22 protein-coding genes are annotated in these 25933 nt (G+C 41.7%); 9 read left to right on the top strand and 13 right to left on the bottom strand.

Annotated features, from left to right (window positions below):
* The 3 genes from V7K60_RS30925 to V7K60_RS30935 form a co-directional block, all read right to left on the bottom strand.
* Positions 1–2117, bottom strand: a 2117-nt coding sequence (locus V7K60_RS30925; RefSeq protein ID WP_334931445.1) for an AAA-like domain-containing protein, incomplete at its 3' end; no start/stop codon positions are given.
* Positions 2110–3645: an AAA-like domain-containing protein gene (locus V7K60_RS30930; protein WP_334931447.1), complete on the bottom strand. Its 1536-nt coding sequence runs from the start codon at positions 3643–3645 to the stop codon at positions 2110–2112. The genes V7K60_RS30930 and V7K60_RS30925, both read right to left, overlap by 8 nt.
* Positions 3646–4412: 767 nt before the next feature.
* A complete protein-coding gene (locus V7K60_RS30935) occupies positions 4413–5006 on the bottom strand; it encodes a hypothetical protein (RefSeq protein ID WP_334931449.1) in 594 nt (197 codons plus the stop codon).
* A gap of 335 nt (positions 5007–5341) precedes the next feature.
* Between V7K60_RS30935 and V7K60_RS30940 the strand changes: the two genes are divergently transcribed.
* Positions 5342–6262: a lysylphosphatidylglycerol synthase domain-containing protein gene (locus tag V7K60_RS30940; RefSeq protein WP_334931451.1), complete on the top strand. Its 921-nt coding sequence runs from the start codon at positions 5342–5344 to the stop codon at positions 6260–6262.
* 12 nt (positions 6263–6274) lie between these two features.
* On the opposite strand, the gene V7K60_RS30945 is transcribed toward V7K60_RS30940, so the two are convergent.
* Positions 6275–7597, bottom strand: a complete 1323-nt coding sequence (locus tag V7K60_RS30945; protein WP_442944498.1) for a hypothetical protein — start codon at positions 7595–7597, stop codon at positions 6275–6277.
* A 1124-nt stretch (positions 7598–8721) separates the two neighbouring features.
* Here V7K60_RS30945 and ndhL point away from each other — a divergent pair.
* The 6 genes from ndhL (at position 8722) to V7K60_RS30975 (ending at position 12674) form a co-directional block, all read left to right on the top strand.
* Positions 8722–8934, top strand: a complete 213-nt coding sequence (gene ndhL, locus V7K60_RS30950) for an NAD(P)H-quinone oxidoreductase subunit L (protein WP_094347179.1) — start codon at positions 8722–8724, stop codon at positions 8932–8934.
* 24 nt (positions 8935–8958) lie between these two features.
* The gene (locus V7K60_RS30955; RefSeq protein ID WP_334931455.1) at positions 8959–9270 is read left to right on the top strand and encodes a DUF3007 family protein; all 312 of its coding nucleotides are present in this window, start codon (positions 8959–8961) and stop codon (positions 9268–9270) included.
* Positions 9271–9358: 88 nt separating this feature from the next.
* On the top strand, positions 9359–10186 hold the full coding sequence (gene trpA, locus V7K60_RS30960; protein ID WP_334931457.1) for a tryptophan synthase subunit alpha: 828 nt from the start codon (positions 9359–9361) through the stop codon (positions 10184–10186).
* A gap of 236 nt (positions 10187–10422) precedes the next feature.
* The gene (locus V7K60_RS30965) at positions 10423–11088 is read left to right on the top strand and encodes a heterocyst differentiation related protein (RefSeq protein WP_292872812.1); all 666 of its coding nucleotides are present in this window, start codon (positions 10423–10425) and stop codon (positions 11086–11088) included.
* A gap of 114 nt (positions 11089–11202) precedes the next feature.
* Entirely contained in the window at positions 11203–11700 is a 498-nt protein-coding gene (locus V7K60_RS30970) for a hypothetical protein (RefSeq protein ID WP_334931459.1), read from the top strand.
* The gene (locus tag V7K60_RS30975) at positions 11661–12674 is read left to right on the top strand and encodes a tetratricopeptide repeat protein (protein WP_334931461.1); all 1014 of its coding nucleotides are present in this window, start codon (positions 11661–11663) and stop codon (positions 12672–12674) included. The genes V7K60_RS30970 and V7K60_RS30975 overlap by 40 nt, the downstream gene beginning before the upstream one ends.
* 98 nt (positions 12675–12772) lie before the next feature.
* Here the strand turns inward: V7K60_RS30975 and V7K60_RS30980 are convergent, their stop codons facing one another.
* On the bottom strand, positions 12773–14701 hold the full coding sequence (locus V7K60_RS30980) for a serine/threonine protein kinase (protein ID WP_334931463.1): 1929 nt from the start codon (positions 14699–14701) through the stop codon (positions 12773–12775).
* Positions 14702–14864: 163 nt separating this feature from the next.
* Between V7K60_RS30980 and V7K60_RS30985 the strand changes: the two genes are divergently transcribed.
* The gene (locus tag V7K60_RS30985; RefSeq protein ID WP_334931465.1) at positions 14865–15353 is read left to right on the top strand and encodes a hypothetical protein; all 489 of its coding nucleotides are present in this window, start codon (positions 14865–14867) and stop codon (positions 15351–15353) included.
* 361 nt (positions 15354–15714) lie between these two features.
* Here the strand turns inward: V7K60_RS30985 and V7K60_RS30990 are convergent, their stop codons facing one another.
* The gene (locus V7K60_RS30990; RefSeq protein ID WP_334931467.1) at positions 15715–16566 is read right to left on the bottom strand and encodes a toll/interleukin-1 receptor domain-containing protein; all 852 of its coding nucleotides are present in this window, start codon (positions 16564–16566) and stop codon (positions 15715–15717) included.
* Between the two features lie 313 nt (positions 16567–16879).
* Here V7K60_RS30990 and ygfZ point away from each other — a divergent pair, with 313 nt between their 5' ends.
* On the top strand, positions 16880–17875 hold the full coding sequence (gene ygfZ / locus V7K60_RS30995) for a CAF17-like 4Fe-4S cluster assembly/insertion protein YgfZ (RefSeq protein ID WP_334931469.1): 996 nt from the start codon (positions 16880–16882) through the stop codon (positions 17873–17875).
* Between the two features lies 1 nt (position 17876).
* Here the strand turns inward: ygfZ and V7K60_RS31000 are convergent, their stop codons facing one another.
* From V7K60_RS31000 to V7K60_RS31030, 7 genes are all read right to left on the bottom strand, one after another.
* On the bottom strand, positions 17877–18803 hold the full coding sequence (locus V7K60_RS31000; protein ID WP_334931471.1) for a DUF5331 domain-containing protein: 927 nt from the start codon (positions 18801–18803) through the stop codon (positions 17877–17879).
* A gap of 52 nt (positions 18804–18855) precedes the next feature.
* Positions 18856–19194, bottom strand: coding sequence for a (2Fe-2S) ferredoxin domain-containing protein (locus V7K60_RS31005; RefSeq protein ID WP_334931631.1), 339 nt, complete (start codon positions 19192–19194; stop codon positions 18856–18858).
* A gap of 87 nt (positions 19195–19281) precedes the next feature.
* Positions 19282–20256, bottom strand: a complete 975-nt coding sequence (locus V7K60_RS31010; RefSeq protein ID WP_334931473.1) for a cysteine synthase A — start codon at positions 20254–20256, stop codon at positions 19282–19284.
* 300 nt (positions 20257–20556) lie between these two features.
* A complete protein-coding gene (locus V7K60_RS31015) occupies positions 20557–21732 on the bottom strand; it encodes a PepSY-associated TM helix domain-containing protein (RefSeq protein WP_334931475.1) in 1176 nt (391 codons plus the stop codon).
* A 110-nt stretch (positions 21733–21842) separates the two neighbouring features.
* Positions 21843–24458 (bottom strand): TonB-dependent siderophore receptor, encoded by a 2616-nt coding sequence (locus V7K60_RS31020; RefSeq protein WP_334931476.1) that lies wholly within the window; start codon positions 24456–24458, stop codon positions 21843–21845.
* A gap of 132 nt (positions 24459–24590) precedes the next feature.
* Positions 24591–25424, bottom strand: a complete 834-nt coding sequence (locus V7K60_RS31025; protein ID WP_334931478.1) for a helix-turn-helix transcriptional regulator — start codon at positions 25422–25424, stop codon at positions 24591–24593.
* A gap of 288 nt (positions 25425–25712) precedes the next feature.
* Complete coding sequence (locus V7K60_RS31030; RefSeq protein ID WP_334931480.1) at positions 25713–25931, bottom strand: hypothetical protein; 219 nt, start codon at positions 25929–25931, stop codon at positions 25713–25715.
* Positions 25932–25933: the final 2 nt, after the last annotated feature.

Genomic DNA, 25933 nt, shown 5'->3' on the forward strand with positions numbered 1-25933 from the left:
ATGGTTTGACCGTCGGGGCTAAATGCCACGCCATAAACCGAATTGCTATGACCAGTGAGAGTTTGCAGGAGTTGCCCGTTGCGATTCCACAGCTTCACCGTCTTGTCTGAACTGGCAGAGGCAATGGTTTGACCGTCGGGGCTAAATGCCACGCCATAAACCGAATTGCTATGACCAGTGAGAGTTTGCAGGAGTTGCCCGTTGCGATTCCACAGCTTTACCGTCTTGTCATCACTGGCAGAGGCAATGGTTTGACCGTCGGGACTAAATGCCACACCATTAACATAACTGCTATGACCTTCTAGTCGGTTACGTTCCTTGACTCCATAAACCACCTGCTGAAGTGTGGCTACTGCCAAAATGCGGGTATCTGGTTCTACATTTTTATTTAGTGTTTTGAGTTGTTTTCCTACCTTCAAGCCTGCTACTAAAGCATCAAGCTCTAAATTTGATGCCATCAGGTTTTGTGATTTAAGACTATTGGCAAGAATTTCAGCATTTATCCGACTTTTATCCGCATATGCTTTAGCAGCAGTTGCTTCCTGTTCTTTTAACTTGGCAAAATCTCGTTGCTTTTCAGCATCTGCCTGTCTGTCCTTAGCTAATTGTTCCGCCGCTTTGGTTTTATCAAGTGCATTTGCTAACTTTTTTCCCCTTTCTTCAGCTAATTGTTGTGTAGACTTTGCTTGCTCCTCTCCTTTTTTAGCTCTTTCACTCTCCTGATTAGCAATATGCTTTTGCTTATCTGCCTCCCGGCGTTGTTCCTCTGCTTTTTTCTGCTGGTACTGAGCATTTTTAGTTTGACGGTCTGCCTCTTGTCGCTGTATTTGTTCTCTTTTCAAGGCATCTTGGGCAATTAGACGTTGCTCTTTTTCACTGTCGCGGGCATCTTGGGCAATCAGATTTTGGTTGTAAATATACCAAGTGACTCCCGTCGATAATATCGAAAACACTACCATTACAATCACATAAGGCAGTGCAGGTTTAAGCTGTTCCCACCTATCCCGCAAGTTAAACGGCAAATGTTTATTAATCCACTTGTAATCGAACACCTGCCGATAGATTTCATTCCGCACCCGCAAAACATTATTCTCCTGCCGCACCACCCCCGATAGCTTCAAGTGAGATTTAGCCAAAGACTGTTCCTCATCAACAACTGCCTGCTTACCCCAGCGAATCTCGCGGTAAATAGTCAAAACCTCTGGGTCTGGTGAGCGTTTAGTCAGCATATCCCGCACAAACTGCAAGTTATTGTCTTGCTCACTCATCATGCCAAAAAATGTGCTGTTAACTATTCTTTCTACATCCCTACTCTCTAAAGACGCGATAAATCGCGTTTCTACAAATTCCCTACTTGCTTCTGCTACCAAAGCACCACAGAGACGCTGCGTTAAATATGGGTGTCCCGCCGTCCACTTCAACACCCAGCGTAATATCTGGTTGGCTTCATTGCTGGGTAATCCCAATCCCTCAGCCAAGGGTAAGGCTTCCTCAAAGGTAAAATCAGTTAAATCGACACGCTGTCCAATATTAAACGGTGTGCGCTTGGCATCACGAATTAAATCGCCGGGAGTCGCTACCCCCATTAAGACAAAAGAAAGCCGCCCAAATTCAGGATTAGTAGCACGGGCAACATAGAGATAACGAATTGCAATAAAAAAATCATCGGTAAAATCCAGACTGAGGGTAGAGTCAATTTCATCGACAAAAATCACCACTTGCCCATCAACTTCAGCCAGCAAAACTCTCTCAAAAAACTGTGTTAGCCGTTGCGATACTCCCAGATGCTGGTGTTCTTGCCACCAACTCACCACATCTGTATTAAACATCAGTTGGTCATCTAGCTTGACCAAAAAGCCAAAATACCACTGTTCAGCTGTGACATTTGCCCCCAATTCCTGAAGGTCAACAATTACTGAGCGAATTCCCTCGTCCCTTAATGTTTCTGCCGTGCGTACCATCAGGCTAGACTTACCCATTTGGCGCGGCGTCAGCACATAAGCAAAAGTTGCTGACCGACATAAACTGAGCAATTCTTCATCAGCTTGGCGGGGAATGTAAATGCCACCGCCAGCCTGCACCGTCCCGCCTACAGTGTAAATGCTTGGATTAGCCACGCAAATGCTCCCGGAAATAATCGGTGTAAAGTTGACAACGGGGAAACACTACACGCCCTTCTCGACGCACTAAACCCGCGCCCCGCAAACGGAAAAAGATGCGCTCATCTTCACAGGTGTTCTGGCGAATTATTTGGGACATACCGTGAACCAACTCCTGTTTGTTATGCAGCCGGAAGAGGTGGTTACGTAGATGATTGCCAAAGGGGCCATTATCTGCGATCGCATTGGCAAATAATTCGGTAGGATGGAGGCGATCGCTAGCAACTAAGTAGAGTGCAAGGCGTACTAAATAAGGATGTCCACCCAGTAACGCCATTAATTGCTTTTCTTCGCTGGGGTTGAAAGGTGAACCATGACAGCGGTTTAAATCAGCAACCTGTGCTGCTGTAAAGTCCTCTAAATCAATTACTAGCCCAACATTAAAGGGGGATTGGTTGAGATTATCAATTAGCTGGTAGGGTTCAGTGGAAGTCACCAGCGCTAAATCCAGTTGCTTCCAGATGGGAGTAGTGGCGCGGCTGTTGTGCCAACTTCGCAGCATTCCGAAGAAATCAGAGCGAAAATCAGTATCAAAAACCCTTTCAACTTCATCCATCGCTAAGACAATAGGGTTGCCAAACTCCTTCAGCAAATAGCGCCCGACGTAGCGAGTGCAACGCTGACTATTGCCCAAAGGCATATTCCAATACTCATCAACTTTGTCAGTCATTTCCAGTTCATCGGTTAACCAAGTACAGAACTGGCGAAAGAAAAGGTCAGCATTAGTTAAGGCGGCTTTATCAAACAATTGGAAATCCAGCAAAGCAACCCGCTTCCCTGCATTCACAGCAGTATTAATTGTGCGGATTAACAGTGAACTTTTGCCCATTTGCCGGGGGCCTTTAATTGTAATTGTCACACCCTGCCGCTCAATAGTCTGCAAAGCAAGTGCATCAGATGAGCGTTCCACGTAAAAAGCAGATTGCGCCTCCATTGTCCCTTCCGGCATTTCCAGGGAGACTGGCTGTGCTGAAGGAAAGGGATGGGGTAGGGGTGACGGTTGACTCTTCTGGAGTAAATCTGCTTTCGATTTTTCTTTACTGATAGCCAATGCACCGCCAGAGACAGCTTGCAACAACTCTGCAATCAGGCGCGGCGTATCTTCTGCATCTTTCCAGAACGCCCAATTAATCCCATTTAAGTAAGCACTCAAGGGATACAGGAACGGTTCTTGATACGCCAAACGCACCGGGAGAATTATCGGGCGTCCTGACTGTGATTTTGCCAAGTGGTGTGCTGTCTCTATTTCTGCCACCACCATCTCGCTGCTGGTTGACAAGGCTGAAAGGAAAGTAATTAGAAAATCAGCTTGGCGGATTTCTGCTTCAATACGTTCAGCCCAGTGTGTACCAACGGACATCGTTTGGTCGATAAAAACTTTGTGCTGCTGCGATAGCGCCTGGAAGACTTGCACCACCACTGGTTCATCAGGACTAGCATTACGCTTGTAGCTGATGAAGATGCGTTTAGCCTGTGAGTTTAACATTACTATTAACCTTGTCTTCCTTCAGCTTTTTGAGTGGAAAAGCTTGTCTAGTTGCGAGTCAATCTGGTATAAAAGTTAGGTAATTCTGTGCTTCGTCATCCAAGGGCGGTTTTTCCCTATTTTGAGGATTAGCAGAAAAAATCAGGATTTTATTCACGGCGCTATTAATTAGTTACACTCTACTACAGCGCAGTTGCAGGCAATTACCGACAGTACAAAAAAATCGTTCACGGAGCTAAAAGACTCATTAATGGAGTTTAAAGACTTATAGCAGTTTCCATTCAGATGCGGTACAACATCACGAGTGTAGGGGCACGGCACATTGGTGTTAACTTAACGCGAAATGGGTGGTTAGAAACCGCGTTTACACAAACAAAACCCACGGAGGTGAGTTTCAAAACTTTGATTTTCCGTTAGTTTGCGGCGGCGGACGAGAGCCTGTGTAGCCGCGAATTCCATGAGCCTTGGCTTAAGTTGACACGTATGGGCACGGCAGTGCCCCTACAGGTGTAGCTCATGTAAACGAGAACCGCTATATAGAGATATGATGAGTAAAAAGAATGTAGAGACATAGCAGTGCTACATCTCTACAAGGGTTCTGGATAACGCATATTTAATTTCTAGAGATATCTATTAATAGAGTTTAAGGGAATTAACCCCCATCTCAAACCCAAAAAAAGCCTGTCTACGCAGGCTTTTTTTAGGTAGCCCCAGACTATAAGTCTATGGGCGCTTTCAAATTTTTACAAGAAATTAAATGACTAATTTCAATCAACTGCCCTCTTCACTCTGTTGCCTGCATCCTCAGCTGTGCGCTTAACATTTTTACCAGCATCCTCAGCTCCACGCTGAACATTTGTCGTCACGTCTTCGGCTGCATTTTGGGTATTACCCTTAATATTTTCAATTCCTCGCTGAGTTCCCTTAACAACACCTTTGCGAACTTCTTCAGCTGAACTGCCGATATCTTCACCCAGGTTCTTCACTCTTTCGCCAAGTGGTGTACCTTGTTTGAAATTTTCACCATATTGCCCTGGGCTGTCGGCTCCTTTCTGCTCAATATTTTTTTGAGCATTTTTTGCCAGCGCATCAGCTCTATCATTAGCTGCCTTTTCATCTAATCTCCCTCTGGGTTCTACATCACTAAAGTTATTTATTCCACCCGCAGGAGAAGAGAGAGGATAATCTTTTGTAGGATCGTATCGTTTGGAATAAGGTGATTGAGTGTCAGGCTGTGGTGGTTGTGTTGCTATTCCTGGGGCACCACATGCTTGTGTCAGAAATAAGAATATTCCTGCTAAAAAAACAGTTAAAACTTTCAAGGGACGAATGCTTTTCAGCCAAGTCATTGCTTTTTTCATAGTTTCACTCCTTGCATTTTTGTGACTAGTTAAACTTCAACCAAGATAGCATTTGGAATTAATTTTGTATCCCAAGCATTCAGAAAGAATAATAACTTTAATCAATAGTATGAATAGTTAAATAAGTTTTACCTCTAGCGCAAGTCACATTTTAATTAGCGCAAAAGGAATAATTTTATCTAACTCTAGGGAGATATAAACTAAAATAATATGGTTGTCGTCAAAAGACCTACATCAACCTGTTTGAGACTTCCAAAGCTTTGGATATATAGCTGATGTCCCATAATATTTGAGGTATTTAGCCTTTGTTGCTCTACCGTTAAATGACTAAATTCATGAAACAATTTTTACGCTGGATAATTTTGGGGGGGACGCTGTTTTTTTTAGGGAAAGCTCTGAAGGATAATTGGATTGAGGTAACTGCTATCCGCATTGATGATGTAGGATGGGCAATTATGGCGATCGCTACAGGGGTAACTTTACTAGCTCATACTTGGGCAGGCTGGATTTGGACTTGGATTCTTCAAGAGTTAAATCAACCTGTATCATCTCCCCAATTCATCCAAGTTTACCTAAAAACGAACATCGCTAAGTATTTACCAGGTAATATCTGGCATCACTACGGACGAATTGTCGCCGCCAAAAATGCCAATATTCCTACTGCTGTAGCCACCTTAAGCGTTTTACTAGAACCGCTACTCATGCTAGCGGCTGCTTTAATCATCATTGTCTTATGCAGTAGCCAATTTGCAGCAGCTAATACTACCCTTGTTATCCAAATACTACAATTTCTGAGTTTAGCTGTAGTCCTTAGTGCGATTCATCCCTGGTTTTTGAACCCAGTTATTCGTTTTTTATATAAATTAAAAGCAAAAAAGTCTGCTGCTACCACTCAAGCAACTGTTCCCTTCAGTGTTAAAAGCTACCCTTTACGTCCTTTGTTAGGAGAAGTGGGCTTTATGGGACTACGCGCCACAGGGTTTATATTAACTATGTTTGCCTTGGGTTCGTTGAATGCGAATCAAATTCCTTTGTTATTAGGAGCTTTTAGTTGCGCTTGGTTGTTGGGATTTGTTATACCGGGTGCGCCTGGTGGGTTAGGTGTGTTTGAAGCGACTGCGTATGAACTTTTACGACACCACTTTCCAGCTGCCTTAGTATTTAGTGCGATCGCTCTATATCGCCTCATTAGTATTCTAGCTGAAACTGTGGGTGCTGCCCTAGCTTGCTTAGATGAACGCCTTGCAAAATCATGAATCAGGCAAAATTCATTTTTGTCTATCTACTTTCATCTGTGAAAACACACGATAACTATCCAGATTTAATTGCTGATTACTGCTTTGTTGTTCTTCTTCCATCTTAATCAAGTTATATTCTACATTTTCTGCATAAATGGCGAACGTGATATTAAAAATCTCGATAAAATTTATGACTCCTTTGCATTCCTCTTCGGAATAGGTTTCGTAAAAACGAATTAAATGAGCAATCCGAGTTTCTAAATGTCTCCGGGAATTTCTACAAATCAAAATAACCTTTAATAATATAATTACCAAGGTGAGAGCATGACCTTGGTTAATTAATAAGATAAATAATTGCGAAGGCTCTTTAGCATTTTCTATTGTCAAGCAATCAATCACTCGATTACAAGTTCTCAAGAAAAATTCTTTAGTAATAATTTCTTGATTATAATCTGTCTTCCATAAGGATAAACTATGTGTAAATTGCTGCCGCCAAGTCTCGACTGATTCTTGATTTTCTACAGAAAAAAATAGATATTTTTCTAGGTTAGTTTTAAATTCTTTCAGAGTTTGATTTTCAGTTTGCTTAAGAAATATATGGGCAATATTATCATGACTAAATACGCCTCTCTTTAAGACAATTGCTTTTATTAAGCGCAGAGCTTGGTCTCCCAAAATACTGGGATTTTTATAGCGCGTTGTGCTTGAGACAGCAGATTGAGAACGAGCAATATACATTGCTAGTTCAAACTTAAATTTGTCTTTTATCTGTTTAGAAAGCCTTTTAGCAGCCTCTTGTTGCTCTTTAGGGTTCTTATTATTAACAGATTGATCGATCAATAAATAGGAAGTGTAGCGATTAGCCCAATGACCTTTAGATGATTCTTCATATTTAGTAGCAAATAATTTCAGATCCTTGTAATCTTTGCTGTTAGCAAACTTCTCTAACCAAATTTTACAAGTTTTTACTACTAGAGGATTATTGTCCTTTATTTTCAGATTTTCATTAACAAATAAATTAACTAAGTCTTGGATATATTTGTCTTTTCGGTTAGTTTTCCAATTATTAACTATGATGTAGCAACACCGCTTAAGTGTATTATATAATTCCTGTTCATTATTATCTAAAAAAATATTATATATTCCGGGTATATAATCGGAATATTCGGAATCAAGACCGTCTATAAATAAACCTTTGAATTCTCGTAAAACATCCTCTGGTGGCAATTTATTGACAATTTCCACAAAGAAGCTATAAACCTCCTCTTGGGCGGTTTGCACATCTAATTGTATAGAGTTAGACGTAACACAATGGGGATTTTCCTGACTAATTGATAAAAGATTAGTGGTCATTTCAGTTATCAGGACAAAAAGGCTTCCTGTTCATATTATTACCAGCTTAACCTTGGTGAACAGGAGCATCAATCTATTCTTCAGAAATTCAGTCATCTTTTTACACAAATTTGATTAACTGGGACTATAAATAAAGTATTAAAGACAAATTGTTTAAAACTTCATCAAATAGTTCAGTGAAATTACTTATTTATAACCAGAAAAGACCATACATACATAAATATATGGATATGGGCGAGTCTATCTATAGATTAGATATAACCCGCCCATAACTTCTATCGAAGCGTTTCGGTATTTTAAATTTTTAGTGGGGGTGGAGGGACTTGAACCCACACGACCTTTTACGGTCAACGGATTTTCATTCTCCTGCAGTTTTCACTGCTACCTGATGACAATAGCCAACTCAGATTTTGAGAATTGGACTCTCCCTTTACCCTCGACTTAACGTTAGGGTAGCTCCCGTCGGGTCTCTGCACCTTCCGAACAATTGATGAGTTAGGAGTTAAGAGTTAGGAGTTTTAAATTTACTCAGCACTCAACACTCATGACTCAGGACTTTCTTCGGCTTGGCTCAGGATTGCCATGTCTGTCACCAGATTTAGGTTTCCCTGAGTTTGAGAGCTTCCACTTGAGGGATTTCTCCTTCAAGGCTCAATTATTTAAGTCCGTAGCGTCTACCATTCCGCCACACCCCCAAAGGTGTTTAGCAACTAGTGTAACTAGTTATTTTCTAGAGGTAGCAAATACCTCCCTATCTATTCCACCATCAATTGTGTCTTTTGTCCAACTAGATTGAAAATATTTTTTCCAGATTGTGCGATCGCTTGCCAAAGAAAGAAAGTCTTTTTGGTTTTCTCGTAATAATCTGGATGAGTTTTCGATCTTGTTTAACTAAAGCATTTGTTTGCTAGTGGATTCACATAATAGCATGATATTAGCTTTTGTTATGAAATCCGTTGAATCGCCCACAGTAAAAGTACTCCAGCCCACCAATGCGCTTTCGCCTCTTTGTTAGCGGTTTCGAGGAATTCTGGCACAGTTATGTTGAAAGCATTATGACTATACTTCTCTGAGTCTGTCTCTTCAGCCTATGATGGAAAACAGATGCTTAAGACTTGAAAGTTATGATTGTCGCCCTGCTATATCTGATTTTGGCTGGAGCTTACCTTTTGGTAATCCCCATTGCTGTTTTGCTGTACCTGAAGCAGCGTTGGTATGTAGCTAGCTCCATTGAGCGTGTCTTTATGTACTTTTTGGTGTTTTTCTTCTTTCCGGGTCTGTTGGTTCTATCGCCGTTTGCAAATTTCCGACCCCAACGGCGACAAGTTCAAGTTTAACGAGATTGGTAGGTCATAACTCTCATGCGACGGATTGACGTTATTGGAATTGGCTTGGGTGTTTTTATTGCCGGCGGCTTGGCATATTTGGGATTGCAGCTAGTCGGTTTGGATAATCAGAAAGCTGGTATATGGAGCCAAGTCTTACTAGTCAGTGGGTTAGTTGGCTGGTTAGCCACCTATTTTTTCCGTGCGGTGGGACAAAAAATGACCTACCACCAACAGCGGGAACAGTATGAGCAAGACTTTCTGCAAAAGCGGTTAGACGAGCTTACTCCCGAAGAACTAGCACGAATTCAAGCCGAAATAGAACAAGAAGAGCAATCTCAGGTGTAAAGTTATCATTGATGAGTCAAGAGTCCAGAGTTCAAAGTCCGAATTTTGAGCCTTGACCCTTGACTCTTGAACTTTGACACTTGACTAAATGACTGCGATTTCTGATTGCTTTAAAACCCTTGGGCACAATCGTGAGTGCGCTCTGATTCCGTTTATCACTGCTGGCGATCCAGATTTAGAAACAACAGCAAAAGCCTTGCAGGTTCTAGATCGTAGTGGAGCCGACATTATAGAAGTGGGTATACCCTATTCCGATCCTTTGGCTGATGGGCCAGTCATTCAAGCTGCTGCTACCCGCGCCTTGCAAAGGGGTACGAAGTTAGAGCAGGTGCTAGAAATGCTGCAAGGGATTACTCCCAAATTGCGATCGCCGATTATTCTGTTAATCTATTACAACTCAATTTTGCACAGGGGAATTGAAAAATTTCTTGGGCAAATTGCTGCGGCTGGGGTTGCAGGATTGGTAATACCTGACTTGCCCTTAGAAGAAGCAGCAGGATTGCTCCAAGCAGCTAGTGAGATGGGAATTGACGTAATCTTGTTGATCGCTCCCACCAGTTCTGCTGAACGGATCGAAGCGATCGCTCGTTCTTCCCAAGGATTTATTTATTTAGTCAGCGTCACTGGAGTAACAGGGGTGCGATCGCAACTGGAAATCCGCGTGTCCGATTTACTCAAACAAATTCGTAGTGTTACTGATAAACCCATCGCAGTCGGCTTTGGCATCTCTGAAGCTGCACAAGCCCGACAGGTAAGGGAATGGGGCGCAGATGGTGCGATCGTGGGTAGCGCTGTTGTAAAACGGTTAGCCCAAGGGACACCAGAGCAAGGACTAAATGCGATCGCCCAATTTTGCCAAAGTCTCAAGGCAGCCATCAAAACCACCAACACCAGCACAAATACTCCTCTTGATTAGACGGAGAAAGTAGATTAAAAAAGTATAACAGTGTAGTTTTGCTATCCTTATTTGATAGACAATTTGACCATTATGGTCTTGAATATTAACATCAGATATGATCGTGTAAAAAAACTAGCTGATAGAGTCGCTTATAGTTTGAGTATTATGTGAAATCAAGTAGGCATAATTTATGAGTGTGAGAGTGAGTCAGTCAAGAATGATTATAGTTACGTCGCAATCGAGGAGCAAAAGCGATGAGTGAGAGTATGGCATTTATCGGCGGAGTGGCCGTAGCTGGGCTGGCGGCTCTCGTATTGCTCAAAGGAACAAATACCCCTCTACAACCTAACTTTGCTGTTGCTCCACAAATCCCAGGTGTAGTCGCGCCCCAAGGAATGCAGCCACAAATGTATCCTTACGGGCCTTATGGGCAACCAATGTATCCCAATCAGGTTCAGCCACCGACTGGTACTAATACTGACCAGCGCCTAGAGATGGAGAAGTTGAACACGCAGATGCAGCTGGAGCGTTTAAAAAACGACAATGAACAGTTAAAGTTGCAAAATCAACAACTCCAGGGACAAGTCCAAAATTTCAATACTCAGCAGCAGTGGCAATTAGCCCAGCAGAATAACCAACCAAAAACAGCAGCAACATTTCAACCGCAAAATACTTGGTGGTCTTCACCCGTGCTTTGGGCTGTGGGAGGCGCAACTCTCACTATTGGTGGTGGTGTTGTTGTCGCTGGGGTATTGGCTTTGTTCTCACCACGGCAGCGTCCAGCCCGTACTGTACAAGTTATTCACCCTTACCAAGGAAATACGCCGCCCTTAGTTCCAGTCCGTCGTGCTGAGTTTCTGCCTGCTTCGCGGATGGAAGCAAGACGAGTTGAAGCCCCAGAATACGACGAAATGCAGTAACAACAAAAAATATCGGACAAAGCATCTAGGTAAGAGATATACAGGGTAACACTGTTAAAATACTGCCTAGATGCTTGTTTTGTACATGAGTGATTAATCAAGCTCAAAAAGCGGATGAAACTCAAAAAACTGGCGATGTCTTCTCTGCGAGACGTTACGCGTAGCTTGCTTCTGCGTAGGAGTACGACGACCTGCGCTCACGCAGTATTATTAACCATATTTGGTGTAGCTTGTCAACCTGTGGATAAGGTTGCCATTTATGAGAAAAATAATGGTAGGCAACCCCTCCAGGCAGAACTTTTAGCTAAAATTGCTGTCGGATATGCAAAATTAGGACAACAGGATAAAGCCTCGAGGTTATTAGCCCCAGCTATTCAAACTATCAAAATAAATGAGTCTATTAAAACAAATGAGTCTATTTACATTAGTAGACGCAAGTTATTAGAGCAGTTGGGAATTGTTTATGTAGAAATAGGACAATACAACAAAGCACTTCAAGTAGCAAAATCTTTTCAAGTATACGAATCAACAGAGAAAAACGTTGCGTTGAAGCATATTACTACTCGCTGGAAGTGGGGCAATACGAAAAAGCTCTTCCAATTGCCAAATTAATGTCAAATAATAATTTATTTTTCATTCAAGAAAATAGCATTACTTTTCTATCTATAGTTTCTCAATCTATAGTAATGTCTGAAGTTGCACTTAAGTATGTACAAGCAGGACAAAAGGCTGAAGCAGAACAGATATTAGTACAAGCACTTCAAAAAGCTAAAACCACTGATGAGATGGCTGAAATCGCACTCAAATATGCACAAGTTGGACAAAAAACAAAGGCATTGCAAGTGCTAGCGCAAGTCTCACAAAATGCACAATATTCAAACAATATTGCTAAAGTGGCTGTTAAGTATGCACAAGTTGGACAACAGGCTAAGGGAGAGCAGTTGTTAGCCCAAGCCCTTCAAAGTGTTAAAAAACAAAAAGATGGTGGAGTAAAAAATTCTGATTTGCATAATATTGCTATTGGTTCTGCAAAAGTGGGGCAATTCAATCAAGCTATTGAGACTACCAAATTGATAAAGGATTACCCTCGTTCTTATAAAGATATTTTTGATTCAATTAATCAGGAAACCTCAGAACTATTTGCTGAAATTGCTAAGATATGTGCAGCAGCAGAGCAATATGAGCAAGCCTTTCAAGCGATCCAGGAAATAAAGTACTCTTATAGGCAAAGAGAAGCTTTGGGCGTAGTTGCTGTTGAGTACACAAAAAAAAGTCAATATGAGCAAGCTTTTCAAGTACTTAAAGAGGATGTACTTAAAGAGAAGGCTGAAACTATTTTGTCTAATCCTAACGGCACCTTGGTTTTGCCTAAAATTGTTGAGCAAGCTACTCAAGCAGAACCATCTGCTAAAGCAGAGCAGGTATTATCACAAGCACTTGAAGTTGCTAAAACTATCAAAAGCCGTGATGATAAAGTTAAGGTGATAACTGCGATCGCTATTGGGTACACACAATTAAAACAAAAAAATAAAAGCGAGCAATTATTAGCACAAGCCCTTAAAATTGCAGAAAATATACATCAATAAAAGAGAAATTAGTTCAACATCAATAGGTATAGTTAATAAGATTATCTATTACCTATTACCAATAGATGCTGAAACATTTTAATTAGCAAACTTTGATTTCACAAACCGCCTTCAGAAGTTTCTGTAGTATTAGGACTTTCTTTAGTGGCAGGTTGCTTAGTATCAAGAAGTTTCTGTTGGGTATTTTTCTGATTACCTTGATTTTTTAGCTCAGTTAGTGCCTGTTTTGCTAGATTTTCGGCTGCTTGTTTAAATAATGGTTCGATTTTATTTCGCCAATATTGAGTATTAGGCAACTTTTCTGGATGGTTTCTATAATCTAAAACTTTATCCCATTTACCATCATCTATTGCTTTGTTGATTTCATTAGATAACGCCTCTGCCTTAGCCCAATCATCTTGCCACTGGGCAATCATTTTGCCTGTTTCTTGGATACCAGAAGCAGCATTTGCCGGAACCGATCTTAGAAGTGCGATCGCTCCAATTATATCCCCTGAATCATACTTCTTTTTTGCTTGTTCGATAATATTGGCACTGTTATCATTAGGCTGCGATCGTTCTGTTTTCCCAGTATCGTCAGTTGACCCCTTCGCCTTTTCTGGTAATGGAGTTACTACATCCCTAGATTTTGGTTTTGGCTGGGGAATTGTTCGAGTCGCAATCAAGCTACTATCATCTACAATCCTAGTTGCAATACCTTTGTCACGTAGGCAAGAACCCCATTCCTGATTATTAGTTATCACGGTCGGGTGTGCCCAAGCCAAATCACCAGATTTAAGCTTAACTTCTATCCAACCTCGTTTTGTTCGCTTGCCAGTCACCTCAAAATTGGTGTTATTAGCAACAGTTTGCACAATATTATCAGAATTTATCGAACTAGGTTCAGAACGGATATTAGAATTTCCGACAACAACAGCCGAGCATTTGTTTGCTAAGGCGGTATCTTTACCTGTAAGATTTAAAGCTAAATTTTTCACATTTGGATATACATTTGCTACCAAGGCAGCCGCACCACCCGCCAGTAATATACCAATTAATATCGGCCAGGGGTCGGATTTACCAGAGTCTTTACGCGCAGGTTTAGCAGGGACAGGATTTGCTGGTGCAACTGCAATAGTTTGCAGCCGAGATACTTGAGGCTGAGATTTGGCTGCTTGGTAACTGGAATTTTTGGCGGTTTCTTGAGGTGTGGAAAGTGCAGGTACTGGATTAATCGCGTCTTTAGATGCTTGCAGTGCTTCCGTAGCGTTTTGGTAGCGGTCTTTAAAGTGATAACGTACCATCTTGGACAACACTGCCGCCAGTCGATGGTTCACGGTTACTGAATGCCGCCAGATAACTTCCCCTGTTTCCGGGTCTTCTTGCAATTCTGTTGGCTGTAATCCTGTTAGTGCTTGAATGGCAATAATGCCAAGGGAATAGATATCGCTGTTAGGACGAGGTTTACCTTGCCCTTGTTCTGTGGGCATATAGCCAGGAGTGCCGATAACCACTGTAGCAGAGGCTTGTCCGCCCACTGTTACCAGTTGTGTACGCAGTTGTTTCACTGCCCCAAAATCAACTAAAACTAACTTATTATCTGAAACACGGCGGATGATATTATCCGGTTTGATGTCGCGGTGAATCACGCCTTGGCGATGGACAAATTCCAGAATCTCTAGAACTTCCTGCAACAGTTGAACTACTTGGCTTTCACTCCAGCGCTTACCAGGTATAAGTTCCTCAGCTAGGGTATGTCCTTCAATATATTCTTGTACTAAATAAAATTCTTGGTTTTCGTCAAAGTACGCTAGCAGCCTGGGTATTTGGTCATGATTGCCCAGTTTTTCTAAGGTTTCGGCTTCACTGCTGAACAAGCGTTTAGCAGTATCAAAAACTCTGGGGTCAGTTCCGGGTTTGAGGTGCTTGACAACGCAAATGGGATTGCCTGGTCGCCTAGTATCTTGGGCAATGTAGGTTTGACCAAATCCTCCCATTGCGAGGACTCGAATTACTTGGTAACGATGGTCTAGTAGCTTGCCGATCATATTCCCTCCCCAGAGTTATTACCTAATTTTCCAGCTGGTAATAAATATCTCCAAATTTTCTTCAATGAAATCCGCTATCTTGAGAAAAGATTTAGATTAAAAACGCAGCTTTTTAATAAACGCAGACTGTTTATTTTTCTTTTAGTGCCCCTGTTTATTACCAATGCCACCTAAAATAACAAATCCAGTTGCATGGCAGCAGGCTGAAATCCTCATGCAACCTGCTTTCATTCGCGTTATCGATAATATCCGCAAGCAGCTTGATGAATCTTCCTGGACAGGAACTTACCATGATGTCCTGATTTGGCCGCCTAGCACCACTGATGAAATCAAAGCATTGGTGACTGAGCTATTGCAAGCAATGGAAACTGCAACACCCCAAGAAGCAGATGAAATCAGAGGAACTCTGGCTCGTCTGCCGATGCCCCATCCAGGATATCATCTACGTTTGCAGCGTCAACAGCAAGAAGCGAGTATCGATTTGTGGGAACTATGTTACCAAGTGTGTTTTCTTGAATACACTCCAGAGAAGGAAACTGCTGATATTGATACTAGTTTAATCGATGAATTCAGTGAAGTGGATTGGCTGCGTTTAGATGCTAAGTCAAAGGAGTTGGTTGAGCAGGCGTTTGCTAAATTGCCAGAGAGTTGAAGCCCTGAAAATAGAATACACGAACTAAGCCCACTTGCGTGGGCTTATCAGGTAAGGCGATCGCTTTTTCCTCAAGCAGCAAAATCTTCACTCATAGGGAGCAGTTAATTTAAAAGCAAAATTAATAAATGGATATTGTTTATTGTTTATAAGGTATTGAATTTGAATAGGATGAAAATAAAGCACAAAGCAACATCGAAAAACATGGCGTTAAATTTGAAGAAGCGATAACCTCGCCCTTTTCACCCCTACGTGCCCTTATAAAACCTCAAACTCTTCTACACTTATCCCAGCTTGTCGTAAAATACTGCCCAGCGTACGGATAAGTAATTTATCGATGACGAGGCGCGAGCGCAGTTGGCTAATATTTTATTGATTTATTATACTTAGGCTTACTTATCTTTATAATTCTGTCTGCCTTATCCTGTGCTTCTTGAATAGTACTCATTCGCTCAATTTTAACCTTGCATCCTGGAACACGATTTTTCCCTGGTTGTAAATGTTTCTGAATAGTTATGTAAATTTCTCCTTTCTTCGCTACTCCTGTATAATTATTTTTGCCTCCTTTAGTTAAAATCTTATAAACTATCTGTTTATCGTTAAATAATTGACTAATTCCTTCAAGAGTAAAATTTAAACTTTTGGTCTTTGATTTTGGTTTTTTAGCATCATTTAATGAGTTGTTACGTGTGATAATAGTCTTTTGGTCAGCCTTGGGTTTATTAATATTCGGTGTTTCAATACTATTATCTGCAATAACCCTAGCTTTGGGTACATTCTTAGTAGAAAAAAAATTTGGGTTTGCATTTATAAGCTTCTGAATAATAATCTGTCCAAATTCTTGAGGTGTAATTTGTTGTAATTTGATATAACCAATTGTTGGAAGAAGCCCTGGAATTTCTGTATCATCAAACTTGGCAGGTAAAAGATAATCTTCTTCTCTTTTGAATGCACGAGCCTGAGCGCTTTCTCTTTCGTGATTAGTCCAAGTTTTCTTTAAATAATGTTTAGAAATAAACATGACACAAAAGCGTGCTTCATTACGATAGATTTCATCTAAATGAACATACAAGTTCTTGCCCCAAAGATTAACCTGTTCAAATTCGTCATAGAAAACTTTGATACCAGCAGCATGAAGAGTAACTGCAACTGCTCGAACATATTCTCGATTTTCACTTGCAAAAGATAGTACAACATCGTATTTTTTGACCATAATTAGTGATTTGCAGTACTACAGAGTAAAGAAACGTATTTTTTTATGTTGTACAAAAATGACACTGGTATACTAAGATTATGCAGTGGAATTTACAGTATGACTTCACCTCAATTTAGTATTAGAATTCCGCCAGAGCTTGAACAGAGGCAATGGGTTATGCCAAGCAGAATGGCATGACAAAGACGAAAGTGATAATTGATGCCTCAGCTCACTACCTTGGTCGTGCTGAGGATGTGCATTGAAGCCGCAAACGCTTATTTGCTAAGATTTCCAGTGCGACAACATTCAAACAGGGCAACTTATCATCACCATGCCAACATCTACACTTGACGATCAAGACGCAGCAGCTATCCAAGCCGCCAGAGTTAGGGTTGCAATATGCGATCGCACCGCCTGGGGACGGATCAAAGTAGCTGGCGACGATCGCCTCAATTTCTTACATAACCAAAGTACTAACAATTTCCAAATACTCAAGCCAGGACAAGGTTGTGATACGGTTTTTGTCACTTCCACAGCTAGAACAATCGATTTAGTAACCGCCTACGTTAGAGAAGATGCAGTAATCTTGCTGGTTTCACCCAACCGTCGCCAGTTTTTGATGGAATGGCTGGATAAATATATTTTCTATGCAGATAAGGTGGAATTATCTGATATTACCCAATACACCAACACCTTGAGCCTGATTGGTCCAGGAAGCGATGCTGTTTTAGAAAAGTTGGGTATTGGCGAACTCATTGGACAACCTTACGGTAGTCACCAAGTATACACGATCGCTCCAGCTGAGGGTGTGCGGATTGGTGTGGGTAGCGGGTTAGCTGCGCCCGGATACACCTTCACTTTCCCCTATACTGACAAAGAAACGGTGTGGAACAAACTGTTAGAAGCTGGGGCGGTAGAGATGAGCGATCGCGCCTGGGATGCCTTGCGAATCTTACAAGGCCGCCCCGCCCCAGATGCAGAACTCACAGATGATTACAATCCTCTAGAAGTTGGCTTGTGGCAAACAATTTCTTTTACTAAAGGTTGTTATATTGGGCAAGAAACTATTGCTCGGTTAAATACATATAAAGGTGTAAAACAACACCTGTTTGGAGTTCGCCTCAGTGCCCCTGTGGAAGTTGGAAGTGCGATCGCAGTTGGAGATGAAAAGGTCGGCAAACTTACTAGTTACACCCAAACAGCTGATGGTTACTTTGGACTAGGTTACATTCGCACCAAAGCTGGTGGTGTAGGCTTAAAAGTCAAAGTGGGAGAAACTGAGGGTGAAATAGTAGAAATCCCGTTTGTTTCTCACGAATACCCGTAATTCAAATCAAAATATCTTTCTCTTTCTCCCTAGCGCCGTAACAAAATTCATCTACCCAAGAAGCTATACTACGGGCATTTGTAGTTGGTAAATTTACTTTGCTTTTAAACTCTTGTGGTTGAATATTCGGTTGTTTGTCGTTGCTTTTAACCTTAGTAGTAATTGCTAGCGATCGCACTGGTTTGCCATTACTGTCAATCTCAGTGGTAATTGCCAGGAATGCACCTACAGGGATTGGGTTAGATGGCGAGTTGCTTTTAACCTCAGTAGCTAACGCTGCAGATGGCATAATTTTGGCTTTGGTGTTAACCTCAGCAGTCATTGTCAGCGAGTTTCCTGAAGGGAGGCGTTCAAGGGGCGATTGTAGTGGTTGATATTCGCTTACAAAACCGGAGGCTGGCGTTTTTGCTGGAGTATCTGGAGCAATTTTAGTAGCAAATGCAACTACCAACTCAGGTTGGTGTGTACGAACTACCTCAGTGGTAGCTGTAAATGATGGCACAAGTCGAGCGGCGCGTGGCAAGTTGGAGTCTAGAGTTTTGGCAAGAGAATTAGGCGCAGTAGCAGTTACAACCGATGACAGATGTTTATCCTCAGAATACTCCTCATCTGGCGACTCGTTTTCAACTTGGGTGGTAGCTATAAAATGGTCTGATTTTATTAAACGTAACTCTTGATCAGGATTGAAGTTAAGACCTAAAGCAGCGACTATTTTATCTGGATCGTTATTCAGCTCCAGCAGAAAAGAAAGTATTTCATCAAACTGGGGTTCCAAAACAGAGAGTGTTGCCAAAATAAAACCGGACAAAGGACGGCGCAAACCATTGTAAGTGGCCCAAATTCGCATTTTGACTAGCCAGGAAATATTTTGCTTGTAGTAAATAAGCCACTTTTTTTTTAAGGATTGACGCAGCTGCTGGATATTCATTGGGTAGATGCCTCACTTCAGTCAAAAAGATTGCAGAGTTTAATATTGTTAATTAGCTTTCTTTCTGGGGATGAAACCGATAATAGAGCATCTGTTTGACTCTTTGACCACCTAGCAAATGATTTTCTATCAGTAGAGATACTTCATCAGGTTGAACGCTGCTATACCAGACCATATCGGGTAATATCAGCACCATTGGGCCATTGCCACATTGTCCTAAACAGCTGCTAGCCGTTACAGTTACACCAGGGATGGGCAAAGCTGTAAAAGCTGCTAAAACCTTGACTGCACCTTGCTTTTTACAAGTACGATTTTGACAAATTCGCACACATTTACCAGAAGAGTCTTGATCGATTTTTGGGAAGTCTGATGGTTGAGTGATGTTGGTCATTTGTTCTTTGTTATTTGTCATTTGTCATTTGCCAAAAGTCGGAAGTCGGAAGCTAATGACCAATGACTAATGACTAATGACTAATGACTAATTTATTGAAAGTCCTTTTGAGGCTAGCCATTCCAGGTTGAATATCCGCGATTGATACCGGGAACCACTATCACACAAGATAGTGACAATGGTATGTCCTGGCCCCAACTGCTTTGCTAAGGCAACAGCTGCCCCAACATTAATACCTGTTGAGCCGCCCATTAACAATCCATCTTTCCTCAGCAGTTGGTAAACTACTCGCAAAGCTTCTTTATCATCGATTTGGATGGCATCATCAGCAGGTGCGCCTTCCATATTGGCTGTGACACGACCGTTACCGATGCCTTCAGTGATGGAATTTCCTTCTATCTTAATTTCGCCAGTTTTGACATAGCTATAAAGTCCACTACCCAGCGGATCGGCTACAACACATTTAATTGCTGGATTTTGTTCTTTTAAGTACAATGCTACACCAGCATAAGTACCACCAGTACCAGTTGCAGCTGTCCATCCATCTATTTTACCATCTGTCTGTGTCCAAATTTCTGGACCTGTGGTTTCGTAGTGGGCGAGGCGGTTGGCTAAATTATCAAACTGATTTGCCCAAATGGCATTTTCTAACTCAGCAGCTACTTTGCCAGATAGCTTGACGTAGTTGTTTGGGTCTTTGTAGGGTACGGCGGGGACGAGACGAACTTCTGCTCCTAGTGCTGTCAGTGCATCTATCTTTTCTTGTGACTGGGTATCGGGAATAATAATTAGGCATTTGTAGCCTTTGGCGTTGCAAATATGTGCTAGTCCAATGCCAGTATTACCAGCGCTTCCTTCTACAACAGTACCACCAGGTTTGAGTAGACCTTTCTTTTCTGCATCTTCGATGATGTAAAGTGCAGCGCGGTCTTTGACGGAACCTCCAGGATTGAGAAATTCTGCTTTCGCAAGGATTTCACACCCTGTTTCTTCGCTAAAACTGTTTAAGCGAATTAAAGGGGTATTGCCAACAGCGCCAACGAAGCCATTCTTTATATCCATTTTGACTGTACTTGTGTGAGTATCTATAAAAATTTTGACTTATAGAACCTATTTGGGATCTATTTCTTTGCCAACCTTTTGAGCATCATCAAACAGGCACTTAGATGAGAATTATCGACAGGCTGCCGAAGAAATTAGCCTGTTACAGGAGAATTATCGGCAGCTTGCCGAACAAGCTCGACAGGATCGGAAGTCAGCGCAGCAATTGCTCGAACAAATTCTACAGATGCAGGAGAATCCTGACTACCGTTAATCAGTGGTAGCGATCGCTTATCTGCTTGCTATTCATTAGCCTTAAAATTATTTATCATAAAACTCAACTGGTTGTTTTTTATTTTTCCTTTGATAGCGATACCACCACATTACAAAACCTGTAATCAGCAAAATGGTGGGAGTGATACCAACTAAACCGTAGATAATTTCTGTTGTGCGTCCACCATAGTGACCAAAATGCAGGTTTCCAATCCACTCAATCACTTTATCGCCTCTAGATGACTGACGGCTGCTCTTGACCGATAGAACTTTTCCACTGTATTGATCGACATAAACTTCACTTGAACCTGATGAATTTAAATCTTCAGGGAAATGCTTGCGAAAGGTGTAAGTCCCTTCAGGTGTAGTGGGAGGCCAAATAATTGGAGTTGTAGCACCGGGAAGTGCTGTATTTGATATTTGAATTGCTTGTTGAAGTGAAATTGGTTTTTTACCAGGAATCGGCATAGAAACCAGGGTTGGTTCTGGTGGAGAAGGAGAAAAAGTAATAGCATGGATGACTGGATTAACCATGCTTCCCCAATTCATACAAAAGCCTGTAAAGCCTAGAATCGCTAGAAATACAGCTGCGAAGATACCTACTACTTTATGAATATCAAAGTTTGTTCGCTTGGGATGGGCGTTGAGTTTAATTTTGAAGCCTGTAGCTAATTTGCGCCAACCGGGCCAGAGAAAGATTCCTGTGATGCACAGAATAAACATCAGCAAACCAATAATGCCATAAACTATCACCCCTATATCGCCTGCGACTGAGCCAACATGCAATCTACCAGCAATATCGAGCCAGTCACCTGTTGTTTGATGAGTGCCAAGAATTTCACCTGTATAAGGATTGAGAAGTACATCTAAGGAGATGCCGTTTTTGTCAATTATGCCTACAGATGCAGGTGAAGTGCCTGTTTGAAAGTAATCAGGGCTAATCCCGCTAACTTTCAAGTCAGGCTGACTACTATATGCAGTTTGGACTTTTTCTACTAGCACATTTAATGGTAGCAGTTTCCCCTGTGGTGTTACCTGCGTCAATCTTTTACTGAGGACAAGACGATAAACTTCTGCATCAAACATCCACAATGTGCCAGTTACACCAATTACCACGATAATTAGTCCCAAAACTAGACCGAGATAACGGTGGAGATAAAATACAAAGTTACGGAGCCTTTTAGGGGTGATAGTGTTGTTTTGGGAAAGTTTGGTAGATGTCATAACGGATTACTCAAGGGCTTCAATTTAACTGTCAAAATATACTTATTAACTCAAATAAGTCACAGTTAAAGACATTGAAAAACAGCAAGTAATAATAGCGTCCTAACTAGTTAAAAACGTACCGAAATCGAACCCAGCACAGTCAATGGTTCACTAGGTTGGATAAAACCATCTGTCTCGTAATACCGCTTGTTAAACAGGTTCTTAAAGTTCAGCCCAAGTTGCCAGTTATCTTGTTTATAGAAAATTGCTGCATCAGCACGAACGTAAGAGGGAACTGTGAATGTGTTAGGTAAACTAACTTCTCTATCTCCCACATAAAACACTCCTGCACCAAAGCCTAACCCTTTTAAGTTTCCCTTTGGAATTTCGTAACTCATCCATAAACTTGCGCCTTGACTAGGTGCATTTATTAATTTGTCACCTACTGGTAAGTCATTGTCTTCGCTGACAAATGTATGGTTAAAAAACAAAGAAGCAATAATATTCAAGTTTTGTAACGGTTCTCCAGCTAAACTGAATTCAACCCCTCGACTTTTCACTTCACCTACACCAATCGCAGAGTTACCCTCTTGATCTTGTGGATCTCTTGTCGGAATGTTTGTCTTTGTAATTTCATAGGCAGCTAAAGTAGCTGATAATTTGTTGTCCAAAAGTTCGGTTTTGATACCAGCTTCATATTGAGTGCCGCGAGTGGGTTCAATAATTTCTCCAGTTCTGGTACGAGAGTCATTAGGAACAAAAGACCTGCTATAACTGGCGTAAAGCGATATAGGTTCAATGGGTTGGTAGACAATGCCAATGCGTGGGGAGAAGGCGTTATTATCAATTTGATTAGTGGCATTGTAGGCACTCGGCTCCTCAATATTGATATTATTAAACTCTTGAAAAATGTCTCTCTGTTGATTGAAATCATATCTACCCCCAATTAGCAACTTTAAATTTGGGAGTAACGTGACTTGATCTTGGAGATAGAGGGCAATGGTATTTCGTTCTTTCTGTTGTGATGATAAAAAGTTAAACTCTCTAGGGATAGTCGCACCATAAACTGGCTCAAAAATATCAATGGAATAATCAGTATAGTTATCATCATAATTAAAGTTACCACTAGATTTAGTCCATTCAAGTCCAAACAGTAGTTGATGCTTCACAGTGCCTGTATTAAACTTCCAAATCAGATCATTTTGCAGGGAGTATAGTTGATTGTCATCTGTGCCTGTTTCGTAGAATCTTGGCGCTAATGAACCGTCTAAATCTCCAAAATCTAGGCGAAATGACGAGCGTTTGGAGTTGGTGAACTGAGTAAAAAAGCCGCTGCGAATTTCTAAATTGTCATTAAAGCGATGGGAAATTGTAAAATTAATATTATGAGTGTCACTCTGCTCGCGATCGCCTGGTTCTCCTAAAAAACGGTTGCGTGGTAATTGAAAAACCAGCGGATTTGCTGGGAAACCATTATAAGGCGTTCCATCCTGCCTGATGTACTCATAGCCAAAATTCAATGTGGTAGAGTCCCCAATCTTGTAGCTTAGGGTTGGCGCGATTGAAAAGTTTTCCCGATTCACAAAATCAACAAAGCTACCAGAATTTTCATAGCCAATATTGAGGCGATACAACAGGCGTTTATCCGTTGTCAGCGGCCCAGAAAAATCGAGTGTGGGGTTGTAGAAGCTGTCGCTGCCAACAATAAATTCGCTTGCGTAGTAAGGTGTTTCTAGCGGTTGTTTTGTCACATAGTTCACTACTCCTCCCGGTTCAAGGTTGCCATATAGGACTGAAGCAGGACCTTTCAAGACCTCAACTCGCTCAATATTATTGGATACCGCTGATGCGTTTGCTGGAGTTGTGGATGAACCAGGAAAAGTAAACCCATTTCTCAGGGTGTTTTGTGTAGTAAATCCTCGAATGACGTAATCAGGTGCTAAACTCCGACGATTACCGCTAGTCACTACGCCTGGTACGTTGCGGAGAGCATCAGAAAGGCGAGTAATTTTTTGATCCTCAATCACTCGGCGGGGAATCACCTGAATCGACTGGGGAATATCGCGTAATGGGGTATCAGTTTTAGTTGCTGTCGATGCATCCGGTACGCTATATCCTGTGTCTTGCTCACCTGTCACCACCAGTTCAATCGGTTCATCTCCTTCAGCTGATGGTTGACTTGGTTTGGTGTTACTTTGAGGTGTTGGTTGCGTTTGTGACTGTGTAGAAGGAGCAACAGGCGCAACACTAAAAATCAAACCCTCATCTGGACTGTCAAACAACTCGACTGTTGGTACAAGAGCCTCACCCGTCACGGTCACCCGGATAGTATTTGTATCCAAGTTAGTAACCGTTATCTCAGCAATTCCCGCAAGCGGTTTTTCAGAGCGGAATGTGAACGCCTCACTGTTAGGTAAACGCAGTTGGGTGTTAGGAATGTCAGCAATAAAGCTATTATTAACACTGCGATTCGTGATTTGCAACTGTTGAGCTTTGGATGTTTGTAAAAGCACCTCTACACCCTTTTCGGTGGGATTGACTTTGACTCCCGTAACTTGCACAACTTCTGTTGAGGGCGCTGTTTGGGGTGCTGGCAATTGCGCTAGCATGATAGCCCTGATCAGTTGGCGATCGCTTTCTTGCAGTCCTTTTAGGGGTACTTCTTTGGCATATGCTGGAATTGCCAATCCAATCCATCCTGCTGTTGCGATCGCTAGCAGTTGCCATAGTTGCTTCTTATTCAAGCTTTCACCTCACACGCGGTTTCACAATTCCAACAAACAATTGTTAAGAACAATTCTCATTACTTGAGAATAGAGGATTTAGACAATTGAAGTGGCTCTTAGCGGAACCGCCATGACTCTTAGCAGAACAATTCAAATCTCCTGTTTTTGTGTTTCTTTGAACAACTCACTCGGATTCATGCCAAACCGTTTGCGAAACGCTGCTGCAAAATGGCTACGATTCGCATAGCCCACCGCGTAGGCAACTTCTGCTACAGTCATTTGCCCTTCTTTCATAAATTTCCTGGCTTGTTCCATCCGATGACTATGCAAATAGCCGAACACCGTTGTATCAAACTCTCGTCGAAAGCCTTCTTTGAGTTTGCGAGTATTGAGTCCCACTTGTTGAGAAAGTTCTAACAGAGATGGCGGATGTTCTAAGTTGTGGATGAGGATTTCCTTTGCGTAATGCAGGCGATCGCGCTCTTGTGATTTTGATGATGATTTTTGCCTTGGCTGTGGTTCGTTCTGGATGTACTGATCCAAACGTAGCGCCATCAGTTCCAGCACCTTACCTTCTAGATACAACTGCCGTGTTAACCCTTCATAGGGACAATTTAGGATTTGGTAAATGATTGTACAGATTGCAGGTGTGTTAACACCCATTTGGAAACAATCTATATGATCTGAATGTTTAAGAAACTGCCTCAGCTTCGGATCGACCAGCTCTAAACAATGGGCGATCGCATTCACAAATGCCTCAACTGTAATATGAATATCAAATTTCAGAATTCGTTGTCCTGCTTGCCAGTCAACTAACCCACTGATTCCGGGTTCAAATCCAAGACATAGAAAATTTTCTCCTGCAAGTGTCTGCTCAGTGTGATTATCACCCAAAATCATAAAACTGAACTCCAAATCAAATCCAGGTTTTCCAGGAGCAGTTTCTACAACTAAGTTTTCTTGCAGGGTGTATTGATCAATCACGAGATAAATTCCAGAGCAAAGCAAGATTATCTGTCGCTTTCCCTGGCTATGCTTATGCGGATCATGAAGAGGGCTATCTAATTTCCCAAAATTAGGTAAGCTATTCAGGTACAAATGATTGGAAGAGGATTGTACCAAAGATTCTGGCTCGCAAAGGAACAGTGTCATTATTGATATGGGCAAAGCAAAAACAACTCTTATTAAGAAATTTTCGCAGAATTTGGTTGAGGATTAATAATTATTGTTAGCATTACACAGCAGGCTTGACTGAGGAATTTTGAGCCTCAACTACGCAAGAAGGGTGCGAGGTCGAGCCTCCCCAGCTTCGACGCGAGCAAGAAGGGCTAACAGCACTCGTTCTATAGCGGTGGCATGATTTACTACTGATTTGCCTAAAATTGTATAATGCTTACATTGGATGGCTTGCCGTTGGTGTAATCCTAGCGTGTAACTGTTAAATCGAGTGCGATCGCCTCTGTGTACAATGGCTATTAATCTTACTCCCAACT

The organism is Nostoc sp., assembly GCF_036917555.1.
GTDB lineage: Bacteria > Cyanobacteriota > Cyanobacteriia > Cyanobacteriales > Nostocaceae > Nostoc.

Coding starts and splice junctions, on each gene's coding strand:
- V7K60_RS30970 (WP_334931459.1), top strand. CDS start 11,203: ATGAAACTCAAAAAACTGGCGATGTCTTCTCTGCGAGACGTTACGCGT.
- ygfZ (WP_334931469.1), top strand. CDS start 16,880: ATGCCAACATCTACACTTGACGATCAAGACGCAGCAGCTATCCAAGCC.
- V7K60_RS31015 (WP_334931475.1), bottom strand. CDS start 21,732: ATGACATCTACCAAACTTTCCCAAAACAACACTATCACCCCTAAAAGG.
- V7K60_RS30955 (WP_334931455.1), top strand. CDS start 8,959: ATGCGACGGATTGACGTTATTGGAATTGGCTTGGGTGTTTTTATTGCC.
- ndhL (WP_094347179.1), top strand. CDS start 8,722: ATGATTGTCGCCCTGCTATATCTGATTTTGGCTGGAGCTTACCTTTTG.
- V7K60_RS30930 (WP_334931447.1), bottom strand. CDS start 3,645: ATGTTAAACTCACAGGCTAAACGCATCTTCATCAGCTACAAGCGTAAT.
- V7K60_RS30980 (WP_334931463.1), bottom strand. CDS start 14,701: ATGATCGGCAAGCTACTAGACCATCGTTACCAAGTAATTCGAGTCCTC.
- V7K60_RS30945 (WP_442944498.1), bottom strand. CDS start 7,597: ATGACCACTAATCTTTTATCAATTAGTCAGGAAAATCCCCATTGTGTT.
- V7K60_RS31005 (WP_334931631.1), bottom strand. CDS start 19,194: ATGACCAACATCACTCAACCATCAGACTTCCCAAAAATCGATCAAGAC.
- V7K60_RS30990 (WP_334931467.1), bottom strand. CDS start 16,566: ATGGTCAAAAAATACGATGTTGTACTATCTTTTGCAAGTGAAAATCGA.
- trpA (WP_334931457.1), top strand. CDS start 9,359: ATGACTGCGATTTCTGATTGCTTTAAAACCCTTGGGCACAATCGTGAG.
- V7K60_RS30965 (WP_292872812.1), top strand. CDS start 10,423: ATGAGTGAGAGTATGGCATTTATCGGCGGAGTGGCCGTAGCTGGGCTG.
- V7K60_RS30985 (WP_334931465.1), top strand. CDS start 14,865: ATGCCACCTAAAATAACAAATCCAGTTGCATGGCAGCAGGCTGAAATC.
- V7K60_RS30940 (WP_334931451.1), top strand. CDS start 5,342: ATGAAACAATTTTTACGCTGGATAATTTTGGGGGGGACGCTGTTTTTT.
- V7K60_RS31000 (WP_334931471.1), bottom strand. CDS start 18,803: ATGAATATCCAGCAGCTGCGTCAATCCTTAAAAAAAAAGTGGCTTATT.
- V7K60_RS30935 (WP_334931449.1), bottom strand. CDS start 5,006: ATGAAAAAAGCAATGACTTGGCTGAAAAGCATTCGTCCCTTGAAAGTT.
- V7K60_RS31010 (WP_334931473.1), bottom strand. CDS start 20,256: ATGGATATAAAGAATGGCTTCGTTGGCGCTGTTGGCAATACCCCTTTA.